Origin of the sequence: Leuconostoc rapi (genome assembly GCF_016908715.1) — a bacterium.
Classification (GTDB): Bacteria; Bacillota; Bacilli; order Lactobacillales; family Lactobacillaceae; genus Leuconostoc; species Leuconostoc rapi.
The window spans coordinates 12,847-25,757 of the sequence record NZ_JAFBEK010000010.1 but is presented as its reverse complement, the minus strand read 5'-3'; the positions used below and the strand labels follow the sequence as shown (position 1 = coordinate 25,757).

General features: G+C 38.0%; 14 protein-coding genes. 9 read left to right on the top strand and 5 right to left on the bottom strand.

What is annotated here, in order from left to right:
- Positions 1 to 8: 8 nt before the first annotated feature.
- The 3 genes from JOD28_RS08450 to JOD28_RS08440 are packed head-to-tail and all read left to right on the top strand — an operon-like array spanning position 9 to position 2,613.
- Complete coding sequence (locus JOD28_RS08450; RefSeq protein ID WP_204770384.1) at positions 9 to 902, top strand: ABC transporter ATP-binding protein; 894 nt, start codon at positions 9 to 11, stop codon at positions 900 to 902.
- Positions 895 to 2,121, top strand: a complete 1,227-nt coding sequence (locus tag JOD28_RS08445) for an ABC transporter permease (RefSeq protein ID WP_204770383.1) — start codon at positions 895 to 897, stop codon at positions 2,119 to 2,121. Before JOD28_RS08450 ends, JOD28_RS08445 begins: the two co-directional genes overlap by 8 nt.
- 18 nt (positions 2,122 to 2,139) lie before the next feature.
- The gene (locus tag JOD28_RS08440) at positions 2,140 to 2,613 is read left to right on the top strand and encodes a substrate-binding protein (RefSeq protein ID WP_204770382.1); all 474 of its coding nucleotides are present in this window, start codon (positions 2,140 to 2,142) and stop codon (positions 2,611 to 2,613) included.
- A 68-nt stretch (positions 2,614 to 2,681) separates the two neighbouring features.
- Here JOD28_RS08440 and JOD28_RS08435 read toward each other — a convergent pair whose 3' ends face one another.
- The 3 genes from JOD28_RS08435 to JOD28_RS08425 all read right to left on the bottom strand — a co-directional run bounded on the left by JOD28_RS08435 (position 2,682) and on the right by JOD28_RS08425 (position 6,853).
- Entirely contained in the window at positions 2,682 to 3,677 is a 996-nt protein-coding gene (locus JOD28_RS08435; protein WP_204770381.1) for an aldo/keto reductase, read from the bottom strand.
- A gap of 286 nt (positions 3,678 to 3,963) precedes the next feature.
- Positions 3,964 to 5,670 carry an ABC transporter permease/substrate binding protein gene (locus JOD28_RS08430; RefSeq protein ID WP_204770380.1) on the bottom strand — a complete coding sequence of 569 codons (1,707 nt, stop codon included), beginning with the start codon at positions 5,668 to 5,670 and terminating at the stop codon, positions 3,964 to 3,966.
- Positions 5,663 to 6,853: a quaternary amine ABC transporter ATP-binding protein gene (locus tag JOD28_RS08425; RefSeq protein WP_204770379.1), complete on the bottom strand. Its 1,191-nt coding sequence runs from the start codon at positions 6,851 to 6,853 to the stop codon at positions 5,663 to 5,665. The genes JOD28_RS08430 and JOD28_RS08425 overlap by 8 nt, the downstream gene beginning before the upstream one ends.
- A 183-nt stretch (positions 6,854 to 7,036) precedes the next feature.
- Here JOD28_RS08425 and JOD28_RS08420 point away from each other — a divergent pair, with 183 nt between their 5' ends.
- From JOD28_RS08420 to JOD28_RS08410, 3 genes are all read left to right on the top strand, one after another.
- On the top strand, positions 7,037 to 7,657 hold the full coding sequence (locus JOD28_RS08420) for a GntR family transcriptional regulator (protein ID WP_204770378.1): 621 nt from the start codon (positions 7,037 to 7,039) through the stop codon (positions 7,655 to 7,657).
- Positions 7,658 to 7,840: 183 nt separating this feature from the next.
- Positions 7,841 to 8,386 (top strand): biotin transporter BioY, encoded by a 546-nt coding sequence (locus JOD28_RS08415; protein WP_204770377.1) that lies wholly within the window; start codon positions 7,841 to 7,843, stop codon positions 8,384 to 8,386.
- Positions 8,379 to 8,681, top strand: a complete 303-nt coding sequence (locus JOD28_RS08410; protein ID WP_204770376.1) for a CHY zinc finger protein — start codon at positions 8,379 to 8,381, stop codon at positions 8,679 to 8,681. The genes JOD28_RS08415 and JOD28_RS08410 overlap by 8 nt, the downstream gene beginning before the upstream one ends.
- Positions 8,682 to 8,743: 62 nt before the next feature.
- Here the strand turns inward: JOD28_RS08410 and JOD28_RS08405 are convergent, their stop codons facing one another.
- Entirely contained in the window at positions 8,744 to 9,589 is an 846-nt protein-coding gene (locus tag JOD28_RS08405) for a bifunctional 5,10-methylenetetrahydrofolate dehydrogenase/5,10-methenyltetrahydrofolate cyclohydrolase (protein WP_204770375.1), read from the bottom strand.
- A gap of 73 nt (positions 9,590 to 9,662) precedes the next feature.
- On the opposite strand from JOD28_RS08405, the gene JOD28_RS08400 reads away from it, so the two are divergent.
- The 3 genes from JOD28_RS08400 to JOD28_RS08390 all read left to right on the top strand — a co-directional run bounded on the left by JOD28_RS08400 (position 9,663) and on the right by JOD28_RS08390 (position 11,929).
- A complete protein-coding gene (locus JOD28_RS08400) occupies positions 9,663 to 10,145 on the top strand; it encodes a deoxycytidylate deaminase (protein ID WP_204770374.1) in 483 nt (160 codons plus the stop codon).
- A gap of 282 nt (positions 10,146 to 10,427) precedes the next feature.
- Positions 10,428 to 11,396 (top strand): thymidylate synthase, encoded by a 969-nt coding sequence (locus tag JOD28_RS08395; RefSeq protein WP_204770373.1) that lies wholly within the window; start codon positions 10,428 to 10,430, stop codon positions 11,394 to 11,396.
- A 35-nt stretch (positions 11,397 to 11,431) separates the two neighbouring features.
- A complete protein-coding gene (locus tag JOD28_RS08390; RefSeq protein ID WP_204770372.1) occupies positions 11,432 to 11,929 on the top strand; it encodes a GNAT family N-acetyltransferase in 498 nt (165 codons plus the stop codon).
- Positions 11,930 to 12,027: 98 nt separating this feature from the next.
- Here the strand turns inward: JOD28_RS08390 and JOD28_RS08385 are convergent, their stop codons facing one another.
- Entirely contained in the window at positions 12,028 to 12,885 is an 858-nt protein-coding gene (locus JOD28_RS08385) for a glycosyltransferase (RefSeq protein ID WP_204770371.1), read from the bottom strand.
- Positions 12,886 to 12,911 lie beyond the last annotated feature (26 nt).

The following is a 12,911-nucleotide window of genomic DNA, read 5'->3' as shown; positions in this document are numbered from 1 at the left end:
AGTAACACATGATTCAACTCACAAATCTTAACAAGCAGTTCGGCAATAAAATTGCCGTTAACGACATGAACATGACCCTAGAACCTGGAAAAGTGATGGGTTTAATTGGTCAAAATGGTGCTGGTAAAACAACCACATTTCGGATGATCTTAAATTTTATTACACCAACCTCAGGTACGATTACTTGGAACGGTCACCCGATTACGCAGGCTGATAAACAAAAGATCGGTTTTTTGCCGGAAGAACGCGGACTTTACCAAAAACTAACAATTGAAGAACAAATCTTATATTTTTCTGAGCTACATGGTATGACCCGCTCAGATGCTAAGATTGCTTTAGCAGATTGGTTAAAACGATTAGATGTCGTTGGTAAAGCAACAGATAAAGTGCAATCTTTATCTAAAGGAAACGCTCAAAAAGTTCAAATGATTGCGTCTCTGATCTTCAACCCTGAATTCATTATCCTTGATGAACCTTTTTCAGGTCTTGATCCAGTTAATACGAGTATTATGATGGCTGAAATCGTGCGTATGCGTGACAATGGTGCCATGATTATTTTCTCGAGTCACGATATGAACAACGTCACTAAAATTTCTGACAATCTCACTATGCTTAAACAAGGTAAAATTGTCTTGCAAGGTGGTGTACAAGACATACGTGAGCAATTTGGTCGTACAAAAGTATATGTTGAAGGACCCTTTTCAATAGATGAGCTCGCCAATATTACTGGTGTAACGCATATCAAACCACAAGGCGCTGGATTTGATATCACAATTAGTAACGAAACTGTTGGCCATCAAATATTTGACTACGTTACGCGTCATGGCTATATTCCTGCTTTCTCACAACAACCGCCTACACTCGATGATATTTTCCGCCAGGAGGTCGCCTACCATGAATAACGGACTCGCTATTGTTATCAAACAAACTTACCGTACCCATTTCAAATCTCGTGGGTATTGGTTACTCGTGTTATCACCTATTATTTTTGCCGTAGTTATTGGCGGTATTATCTTTGGTATGGCTAAAATGCAAGGTAATACAACGCCAACAGTTGCAGTACTTGGGGATCCTCAAGTACGTAAAGTATTTAAAGTTGATGAAAAATCATTAGACATCAAAGTATCAAAAATAACAGATGGTAAGGCAGCTAATAAAGCGCTTACCGCCAAAGACATTGATGGTATTTTAATCATTGAGTCAGATAATGCCACATTAACAACACAACCAAAAAGTAATTCTATTAATAAAGAAGCCATTATCAGTGTACTAGGCAATTTGTCTCGTAGCCAAAAAGCATCAGAATACGGTCTAACGACAGAACAAACACAAGCCTTAATCAAACCTTTTAATTTGAAATCAGTTGTGCAACAGACAAATAATAAATCTACAGACGGTGATAATTCTGATATGGCCAACTATGGTATTGCCGTAGCAATTGGTATCGTGACAACAATGATTGTCATGTGGTACACTTCCATGATTGCTACTGAAATCGCTAACGAAAAATCATCACGTATCATGGAAACACTTTTAGCAGCAACATCTGCTAGTATCCAATATTTCGGTAAAATGCTTGGCATCTTTGCGCTTGCCGTCACTCACTTAATCATTTACATTATTGCCGGCACTATTGGTTATTTATTTTTGCAAAACAATACCTTATTAAGTGGCATTAAACAAACCTTTTCAAATGTCGCAATCGGATTTGCCATCTACGCCGTTTTGTTCATTTTAGTCGCTGTTGCTTTGTATCTCGTCCTCACAGCCATGATCGCGTCTCTAATCAATGATAATGCACAAGTACAACAAGCTGTTCAACCGATCACATTTTTAGCTATGATTGGCTATATGTTCAGCTTTGTGATGACCAACATGCCAAACAATATAGCGATTAAAATATTAAGTTATGTCCCATTTATTTCACAAAGTATGATGCCCGTTCGCTTGGTCACTAAGGTTGAAACGTGGCCAGCAGCAATTGTTGCATTACTTATTTCTCTTGTAAGCGTCATTGCACTCGCTTGGTTTGGCAAGCGTATTTACGCTAAAAATGTGCTATCCTATAGTGATGACAAAATCATGTCACAACTTATCAAAAATATTAAAAATAGACACTAATTTTGGAGCGGTAAAGACATGGATCACACCCCTTTCTTCTTAACAAACCGTAAGTGGTACACTTACGAAGAACGTCAAACATCTACCGGTGTGCCATTTCAACGTTTCGAACTAACTAACAAAGCCACACCAACAGCTATTAAGAGTTTTAAGGAAACGATGATGGTAATTGGACAAGATGCCATGATTGACCCAACAAACATCAATCGCTTTCAACAAGCACTTGGGTATGCTGCACGACAACATTTGCTTCATGAAGCGCATGGATTAGATGATGCCGCAATCGCTCGTGAACTCACGTTTATCAGTTATGCTATTCGGTCATACCAATTGCTCAGTGACGATTTAAACGCACCAAATACGCTTATTTTTAATCAACGTATTGGTTTCTTGTATCGAAAATTTCTCAAAGCTCATACCACAAGAATAAAAGATGATGACCTGAACACTTGGGTTATTGGCCAAGATAGTAAACTTAATCTTTTAAATTAGAAAAGGCGTCACAGTCGTTGAAAAACCAACGATTGTGACGCCTTTTCTTAATCGTTACAAAAACAATGTTAGGCATCCCCACTTAGAATAGCATCAATTTCTTTTTCTTCTACTTGAGTAAATTTTAGCGTGTCAAGCGCTTTAACATTATCAATTAATTGTTCTGGCCGACTAGCACCGACCAAAACACTAACTATTTCTGGTTGACGTAGATCCCAAGCCAAGGCCATTTCAGCAAGTGTTTGTCCTCGTCGCTTAGCAACTTGGTTCAATTGCTTAACAGTATGCAATGTTTTTTCAACCTGATCTACTTTTAAAAATGGGCTTGACGACTTAGCGGCTCGAGAATCTGTCGGAATACCCTCAAGATAACGATCCGTCAATAAGCCTTGCGATAGCGGGCTGAAAACCACTGCCGATTTACCTTCTTGTCTCAAAACAGGCAATAAATCATTTTCAATGTGGCGATCGAACATATTGTATCGCGGTTGATGAACAATAAATGGTGTTCTCAGTGACGTAAATATTTTACTAATAGCCGCCGTTTGAGCGCCATCATAGTTTGAAATACCAATATATAACGCTTTTCCTTCGTGCACCAATGCATCTAATGCCAAGGCTGTTTCTTCAATTGGCGTTTCGGGATCCGGACGATGTGAATAAAAAACATCGACATAATCTAACCCTAACCGTGTCAAACTCTGATTCGCACTTGCAATAATACTTTTACGTGACCCCCAGTTACCATAGGGTCCATCCCACATCTCATAACCCGCTTTACTGGTGATTACCATTTCATCACGATAAGGTTTCATATCATTAGCCATCATACGACCAAAATTTGCTTCAGCGCTACCCGGTGTTGGCCCATAATTATTCGCCAAGTCAAAATAGGTAATCCCTAAATCAAATGCCTGATGCACAATGCGCTTTTGGTTATCATAAGCGTCTACACTACCGAAATTGTGCCAAAACCCTAACCCAAGCGCAGAAATTTTTAGGCCACTTTGTCCGACACGATTATAAAGCATTTTTTCATAACGGTTATTGATTGCTTGATACATATCATCATCACCTCTCCTGATCATAATCAAAGGTTAAATTATTGCTACTGTCACGCCAAAAATAATCTCAAATCACTATTTCAAAGCATGCTTTTTTGCGTTACTTTTAAGTGTAAACACATAACAATCATTTAAAGTTTTTCATTTAGACATACCAATTAACAATTAAAGTTTAACATAGTTTAATCAGATAAGATATTTTTTTGATTGTGGTCACAGTAAAAAAATCAAGACATCTCGATGATACGAGCTGCCTTGATTTCTTCGAAAAATGATGTTATTGATACTACTTGTACCAACTATCAGCAAGTTTGGCATGTGCCTTCAACCACTTATTTGCTGCTTGTTCGGGTGATTGACCCTTTTGAATGTCAAACATGACACTTTCCATGTCGTCCTTCGTCCAATTAAATTTATCCATCACTTTTTCAAATTTAGGATTATCTTGTTTCAAATTCTTACGAGTAATTGTATTAATTGTTTCATTTTTACCCATTGTACCCTTTGGATCTTCTAAATACTTCAACTTGTATTTACTAAACATCCAATGAGGCGACCAACCAGTCACAATAATATCTTTCTTTGACTTATAGGCTTTATCAAGCGCTGTTGTCATGGCACCAGACGATGATGATGACAAATTCCAACCGCTAAGATTAGGATAAGCCTCTAATGTTTGCTTAGCTGTTGTCATCTCACCCGCGCCAGGTTCAATACCAGTCACTGTTTTATTCGCCTCATCTTTCAAATCAGCTATTGAATTAACCTTCATATAATCAGGAACAACAAATCCTGTCTTGGCACCATGTAAATTAGGACCAAGTAATGATATATCATTCTTATACTTTGCATATAATGCTTTATGTGTATATGGTAACCAAGCACTAACAGAAGCATCAACTTGACCATTAGACAACGACTGCCACAATACAGCGTTATCAAGTGGTGTCATGGTAACGTCATAACCATGTTGACGTAATGATTGCGCAAGAACCGTCGTTGAAGCAACTTCTGAATCCCAAGCAACATAACCTAATGTTACTTTTTGACCAGTTGTTTTTTCAGATGTCATGGCATTTACAACACCGCCACCAATCATAACAAGTACCGTTGCTAAGATTGCCCAACGTCGCCAAGGTTTTCTAGTTGCTTTTTGACCAGGTTTTGTGTTCAATTTTTGTGTGAAACGATCAATGATAATAGCCAAAATAACTAAACCAAGACCGTTAACGAAACCAGAACCAACGTCGGCACGTTGAACCGCAGACAAGACACCACGTCCCAGACCAGGTGCACCAATCATAGAAGCTGTAACAACCATTGACAAGGCTAACATAATAGTTTGATTCGCACCAGCCAAAATTGTGTTACGTGCATTCGGTAATTCGAGCTTGATTAACTTTTGCCAAGTCGTTGATCCAAATGAATCAGCGGCCTCAACCAAATCAATCGGTACCTGACGAATACCTAAATCAGTCATTCGTACCATTGGTGGTAGTGCGAAGATAATTGAAGCAAACACACCTGGCACAACACCTATACCAAAGAATGCAACTGCTGGTATCAAATAAACGAACCCAGGCATTGTTTGCATAAAGTCTAATATTGGCTTGACAACTGCTGCTGTTTTAGGTGATTTAGCAGTTAAAATTCCCAAGGGAATACCAATAACAAGTGATATCACGGATGCCATAATGACAAGCGTCACCGTACTCATTAAGTCAGACCATAAATTTTGGTTAGCGATTAACGCTAAACCAATGAAAGTAAAAATTGGAAAACCGTATTTTTTATGTGTGGTTAATATTGCAATAAAAGTTAAACCAGCGATCATTAATGGCATTGGAATGGCTGTTAAGCCATTCGTCAAGGCATCCATGATGCTTTGACCGCCCTTTTGCATCAAATCGAATAATCCTGATAGATGCGTTGTAAGCCAGCTGACAATATTGCTAATCCAGCTTTCTAACGGTATCTTAGGTAAATTAGGCATTCTCTTCTCCCTCCGTATCGGCTAATGCTTCCAAAACAGAGCCTCGAATAATGACACCACGCACACGTTTGTTGGCGTCAACAACAGCCACAGGCGTTTGTGAATCATAAATAATAGGCATAATATCTGCGACTAATGTATCTAAGGCAACAGTTGGCATTGTTGACACGGCTTGAGTTAATGGTTTTTGATTACGACGTGCTTTAACCGCCTCGTCTGATGACAAGTAGCCAAGTAACTCTCGTTTACGATTAACAGCAACTAACCCAGAGACTTCCTCATCTGCCATTTTACGTAATGCAACAGTCGGACCATCAACATCCACATTCGTTGTTAGTGAAGGAATCATAATACTTTCGGCAGTCAGAACTTTCGAACGATCAACACCACCAATAAATGTCTTCACATAATCATTAGCTGGATTGGTCAAAATTTCTTCACCAGTACCTATTTGTTGTAGCTGTCCATCTTTCATAATGGCAATATGATCACCAATATGGAGCGCTTCATTAAGATCGTGGGTAATAAAAATAATTGTCTTTTGAACGTTGGCTTGTAACTCTAACAATTCATCCTGCATTTCGCCACGAACTAGTGGATCTAGAGCTGAGAAAGCCTCATCCATCAATAAAATATCAGGGTCATTTGTCAATGCGCGTGCTAATCCAACACGTTGTTGCATACCACCTGACAACTGACTAGGATATTGGTCCTTATAACTTAACAACTTAGCATTGTCCAAGGCTTGTTCCGCGCGCTTACGTCGCTCTTCCTTCTCGACGCCCTGAATTTCCAATCCATATTCTGTGTTTTCTAATAATGTCCGATGTGGAAAAAGACCAAAATTTTGAAATACCATACTCATCTTTTGACGACGAATATCTAACATTTGCTTTTTATTGAATTTCGTTATTTCTTGACCATCAATAAATAACTGTCCCTCAGTCGGCTCAATCAATCGATTTAACAATCGAATTAAAGTAGACTTTCCTGAACCTGATAGTCCCATAATGACAAATATTTCACCTTCGTCAATACTCATACTAATGTCGTAAACACCAACAGTACTACCAGTTTTTTCAACAATTTCGTCCTTACTTTTATTCTGTTTCACCATCTTCAGCGCGGCCTTAGGTCGCTTACCGAATATTTTCGTGAGATGTTTAATCTCTACTTTAGCCATGAATCCTCCAATTTTTTTGAGAATCATGCATTTGACATGATTCTCCATTGACTCTTTTTGTAATATATCTTATACTTCAAAGTGACAACTCATTTCAAAAAATAGGTTGCCACTAAGTGATGTCTTCTATTTTGTCACAAGTTGTCACTTTTGTCAAACTAACACACGATTTCGGAGAATGTTATGCAAACCATTAGAGAGCCTAGATACCGTAAAATTGCTTATCAAATTGCAAAAAAAATCGCTGATAATGAATACGCCGTTGGTAGTAAACTCCATGCTAGATCAACGTTATCAGTCGCTTTTGGTGTGTCTTCTGAAACAGCAAGAAAGGCCGTTAGTGTCTTGGCTGATCTTCAAATAGTCAAACCAATTCACGGCAGTGGTGTCGAAGTGTTATCACGTGAAAAAGCGAAAACATTTTTAAACCAAGCGCAAGAAACTTCAAATGTACAAACAATTCATACTCAAATTAACCACCTAATTACTAACCAAAAAGAAGAGATTAAAGCATTAGAAAATAACCTGGCACTGTTATTTGAACAAAATCAACGCGTACAACGCCATAGCCCGTTAAGCCCATATGAGCTTGAATTAAATGATGAAAGCCCTAAATTTGGACAATCAATTGGTAGCCTCACCCTCTGGCAAAATACCGGCGCCACGATTGTTGCACTCATGCACAATGATGATTTGGTGATTTCTCCAGGACCTTATGCAGTGATTGAACGTGGGGATACGCTCTACTTTGTCGGAAAAGAAACGGCTGTTAATGCTGTGCAAAATTTTTTCTACCATTATTAGTGAATCACACCTGAAATGTTAAACAGCATTTCTTTTTTTTGGTGTGTCATTTTCTGAGTGCAATCGTTCTCTGACTGCTCAATTTTAATTAACATATCTTGCCGCACTATCATAATATTAATTGACAACAGTAAATTTAAATTGTAAACTTATAAAAAATAAAAGTTTACAAAAGGCGTTGTTATGAAAACTCAAAAATTCACACTTACAGTGGTCATTATTGCTGTAATCGTTGTCATGGCGTATATTCCAACGATTCCACTTAGTTTAGTACCAATCACGATTCAAAACATTGGCATCATGTTAGCTGGTACAATCTTAGGTTGGCGACATGGCTTTTTAGCCATTGTGGTCTGGTTACTATTAGCAATCGTTGGTTTACCAGTTTTAACTGGTGGCGCTGGCGGATTCCCAGCTTTTTTTGGGGCCACAGCAGGTTACATTTGGTCTTACCCCTTCGCTGCATTACTAATAGGCCTAACGGTATCAACACTCGACCGTTTCAATAAGATTAATTTTGTCACAATTTTGTTGCCTATTTTACTCTTTGGTGTGTTACTGATTTATTTTTCTGGTGCAATTGGTCTTAACATTGTCACACATATGCCACTATCAAAAGCCCTGTTACTACAACTCACATTTATCCCAGGTGACGTGATCAAAGCCATAGTTGCTACCGTCATTACCATGACATTACGCCGTCGTTTTGAAGTGGTTCGTCATGCCTGAAATTTTTGGGTTATTAACCGATCAGGCGGGTCGGTGTCAACACTGGCATCAACCAGTTGATATTATTGCTAATAAGTGCCAAATTTGTCAAAAATATTTTGCCTGTTATCTTTGCCACGACGCTTTAACATCACATGATTTCCAACCAATGCCGACATCACAAATCAGCGTTATGTGCGGCATTTGCCATTTTGAAATGAGCGGTAATACTTATGCAGGACAAGAAAAATGTCCCGCTTGCTTGCACGCCTTTAATCCAAAATGTCACCTTCACCACGATATTTATTTTTGTTAAAGTATCATTAAATACAAAAAATAGCTACTAACAAAATATATTTGCTAGTAGCTATTTAAACATTACTGATAATTTTCTGCTAAAGTGACTGTATTTTCTAATAGTGTTGCGATTGTCATTGGTCCAACACCACCTGGAACTGGCGTAATATAGCTAGCAACGCCCTGGGCTGACTTGAAATCAATATCCCCAACTGCTACGCCATCAACATAGTTCATGCCGACGTCTATTACCACTGCCCCCGATTTGAGATCAGACCCCTTTAGAAAATTGGGTTGACCAACACCAACAACAACAATATCTGCTGTTTTTAATTGTGCCTTTAAAACTGCTTCAGGCGTATAACGATGAGCTAGTGTGACAGTTGCATCAGCATTGGTTAATAGTGCAAACATTGGTCGACCAAATAATTGTGAACGGCCAATGACCAAAGCACTCTTCCCAGCAATATCAATCCCATAATGCTGTAACAAGGTCATGACGCCTTGCGGTGTGGCAGCCACCGTATAGTCTTGCAATGCATCACCAAATAACATGCCTTGCACTGTCGCGCCTAGTCCATCTGCATCCTTATGAGGCGCAACAGCAGAAAAGACTTCACGTTCTTTTACCCCTTTTGCTAAAGGACTCTGAACCAAAATACCAGTAATATGTTCATCTGCGTTCAATTTTTCAATTAACTTAATGACACTTTCTGTTGTTGCCGTAGCATCTGTTGGAATATCCATCGTTGCAATACCCACTGTAGCGGCTTTTTTGGATTTCATATTGACATACAAACGGCTACCATCATTTTCTGGATCATAGACAACCGCCAACGTCACCGGTTGTTTCAAATTTGACACACGTTCAGCAGTTTTGGTATTGGTCATTTTGGCCACCGCAGCACCGTCAAGTATTTCAGTCATTAAAAAGCTCCTTCGTTTGCTCGTAGATTTATGTTATATTCTTCTTAACAAAATAAATTAACTGGAGTTCAATATGCCACAAAATCGTATCAGCTGGGATCAATATTTTATCGCGCAAGCAGCTATCTTATCAACACGTTCAACCTGCACACGACTACACGTCGGCGCTGTGATTGTCCAGAATAACAGAATCATCACAAGTGGCTATAATGGTGCCGTATCGGGCACGCCACACTGTACAGATGTTGGCGATCTCATTGTGGACGGTCACTGCATTCGTGCTGTTCATGCTGAACAAAATGCCTTGATGCAGGCAGCGCAGATGGGAATTAGCGTTGATGGTGCTGAAGTTTATGTCACCGATGTGCCTTGCATCCATTGCACAAAATTATTGTTGCAGGCAGGTATCGTAAAAATAAACTTTATGCGCGATTATCATAATGATCCGTTTGCCGAAGAACTGTTGGCACAAAAACATGTTACTTTACAACAAGTGCCTTTTTCACAGCAAACTGCCGAACAAATTGATTTAAAACAATTTATAACACATGAATAATGCGACAAAGGAATTGCTGTATATATCTGTTAATAACGAACTATTTTTATTTTATCACAGTTTATTGTTTTAGAAAACGAATATCAAAAATATATCATCAGAATAATAAGACAGTCCATCGTTCGATAAAAATATTTTAAAAATGGACAGCATAATCATCAAATTCCCCTTGTTTTGTCATTTTTTTTACCTTGATTATTAACTAGCTTTTCGTTACTATTTATAGTAAGGAACACTCTGAAAGGAATGACGTGAAAGCTAATTTTACGTACTAACTATACTATGTCAAAAAATGAACAACAATATCTTGACCTTGCACAAAAAGTCCTCAACGAAGGCGCAATTAAAGGCGATCGAACAGGCACTGGGACACATTCTTTATTTGGAACGCAGATGCGTTTTGATTTGCAAGAAGGTTTCCCACTACTGACAACCAAAAAAGTTTATTTTGGTCTGATTAAATCAGAATTACTATGGTTTCTCCGCGGCGATAATAATATTCGCTTTTTATTGCAGCACAATAACCACATTTGGGATGAATGGGCCTTTAAAAACTGGATTGAATCTGATCAATATACTGGACCCGACATGACCAATTTTGGTCATCGTGCCCAAGAAGATGCTGAATTTGCCGCCATTTATCAAGCCCAGAAAGCCATTTTCGTTGATAAAATTCTAACTGATGACGACTTTATGGAAACATTTGGCTATGTCGGTGATGTTTATGGTAAACTTTGGCGTAATTGGGAAACAACATCTCTAAACGCTGATGCAGGTACAATTGATCAAGTCACTCGATTAGTACATGATATTAAAACAACGCCTGATTCTAGACGACTCATTCTAACAGCTTGGAATGCCGAAACCACACCGCAGGCACCTTTGCCTTCATGTCACGTGCTTAGTCAATTTTATGTTGCTGACGGCAAATTGAGCGTCCAGCTATACCAACGGTCTGGTGACTTTTTCCTCGGCGTACCTTTTAATATTGCATCTTATTCATTACTACTGCATATGGTAGCTGCTCAGACCGGCTACGAGGTCGGTGATTTTATCCATACCATTGGTGATACACACATCTATAATAACCATATCGAACAAATATCCGAGCAACTTTCACGTCCAATGCACAAGCTGCCAAAACTGTGGCTAAACCCTGACGTTAAATCTTTATTTGACTATACAATGGACGATATTAAGATATTAGATTACGATAGTGAACCAGGAATTAAAGCACCCGTTGCCGTGTGATACGATGCGTACCACAAGAAAATGAAAGCCAAAAAATGAAAATCAGACCCCTTGAAAAAAGAGATTTACCTTACATCTATCAACAAGAAAATTCACGTAAAGTCATGGCGTTGTGGTTTCAAGAAGCCTATACTTCTTTTGATGAATTAGAACTTCTCTATGACCGCCATGTGCTCGATCAAACTGAACGTCGTTTTGTTGTTGAAGATGATAATCAATTTATCGGTGTCGTTGAATTAATGTATATCGACGGTCTTCATAGGCATACCGAAATTCAAATTATTATTCATCCTGATCATCAAGGTCATGGTTATGCGCAGATGGCCATTAAAGCTGGCATCGAGTACGCTTTTAAAGTACTTAATATGCATAAAGTTTATTTATATGTCGATGTAGATAACGATGCAGCGATTCATATTTACAAAAAAGTGGGCTTCATTGAGGAAGGTATCTTACGTGATCATTTCTTCGCTGAAGGTAAATACCATGATAGTATGATGATGGGGATGCTCGCTAATGAGTTTATGGGTTGAGACGAAAAAACTTAATTATAAAAAAGACGTAGCACAAAGATAAAAAATATGAGCTACGTCTTTTTATTCATTTAGCAGATCTGCTTTTTAACAAGTCACTAGGATAGTAAGTTCTTTAATTCTGTAGCTGTTTGCCACCAATCACTATCAAAATGGTCTCGAAAACCAATTAATGGACTCGATGGTTTAGGTAACGGTAAAAAATGTTTAATTTTCACCTTTTTTTCAGATGCCGTCAAGGTATTCTTATAATATTCTGGTACATGCCAATGATTCAAAAAAGTACTATTTTCTTGGTAGTTGTACTCATGTGCTAGGATTAAAATATTTGGATTAAATTTTTTATTAATCAATTCTTGATCAGGGAAATGTTTAAATTGCCCATCGTTAATATCATTCACTAACGCTTCAATTGTCCATTTTTGTGCATATTTTTGATTATTATATAATAATACACCAGAATTAATATACTTTGAGGAGTCAGCAATATGATATGTTTCATTATACTGCTTCAGTATTTTGGCGTCTGATGTATTCAAATAATGAAATATATCTAACACGCCAGCTATCGTTTCAGATTTTAGCTGATTAAAAACATCATGAATATCCGTATAAATAAGTGTATCCGCGTCTAAATAAAGCATCGTGTCAAATTCTTGAAATTCGATTGGTATGCCCAATCGCAAAAAAGTTACCGCCGGAAATCGTTTAGAGATATTATTAGTGATGCGATTAATCCAATCCGGAAATCGCCAAAAAGAAATCTTAATTTGCGTTTTGCCGCTTAAACTAGGTAACTTTTTGATTGTTGCTTGCTGATCGTCAAATTTTTTATCTGTGAAAACTAAAATATCAATGCCTTCTTCAGAAATATAATGGTCAATAATTGATTTTATTGACACGGCTACTAACCATTCATAATCGCCACTATATGTATAAAAAATAGCTTTTTTCATTTTAAAGGTGCCTCTCTTAATTGATT

Coding starts and splice junctions, on each gene's coding strand:
- JOD28_RS08415 (WP_204770377.1), top strand. CDS start 7,841: ATGAAAACTCAAAAATTCACACTTACAGTGGTCATTATTGCTGTAATC.
- JOD28_RS08405 (WP_204770375.1), bottom strand. CDS start 9,589: ATGACTGAAATACTTGACGGTGCTGCGGTGGCCAAAATGACCAATACC.
- JOD28_RS08445 (WP_204770383.1), top strand. CDS start 895: ATGAATAACGGACTCGCTATTGTTATCAAACAAACTTACCGTACCCAT.
- JOD28_RS08385 (WP_204770371.1), bottom strand. CDS start 12,885: ATGAAAAAAGCTATTTTTTATACATATAGTGGCGATTATGAATGGTTA.
- JOD28_RS08395 (WP_204770373.1), top strand. CDS start 10,428: ATGTCAAAAAATGAACAACAATATCTTGACCTTGCACAAAAAGTCCTC.
- JOD28_RS08390 (WP_204770372.1), top strand. CDS start 11,432: ATGAAAATCAGACCCCTTGAAAAAAGAGATTTACCTTACATCTATCAA.
- JOD28_RS08425 (WP_204770379.1), bottom strand. CDS start 6,853: ATGGCTAAAGTAGAGATTAAACATCTCACGAAAATATTCGGTAAGCGA.
- JOD28_RS08410 (WP_204770376.1), top strand. CDS start 8,379: ATGCCTGAAATTTTTGGGTTATTAACCGATCAGGCGGGTCGGTGTCAA.
- JOD28_RS08400 (WP_204770374.1), top strand. CDS start 9,663: ATGCCACAAAATCGTATCAGCTGGGATCAATATTTTATCGCGCAAGCA.
- JOD28_RS08430 (WP_204770380.1), bottom strand. CDS start 5,670: ATGCCTAATTTACCTAAGATACCGTTAGAAAGCTGGATTAGCAATATT.
- JOD28_RS08450 (WP_204770384.1), top strand. CDS start 9: ATGATTCAACTCACAAATCTTAACAAGCAGTTCGGCAATAAAATTGCC.
- JOD28_RS08420 (WP_204770378.1), top strand. CDS start 7,037: ATGCAAACCATTAGAGAGCCTAGATACCGTAAAATTGCTTATCAAATT.
- JOD28_RS08440 (WP_204770382.1), top strand. CDS start 2,140: ATGGATCACACCCCTTTCTTCTTAACAAACCGTAAGTGGTACACTTAC.
- JOD28_RS08435 (WP_204770381.1), bottom strand. CDS start 3,677: ATGTATCAAGCAATCAATAACCGTTATGAAAAAATGCTTTATAATCGT.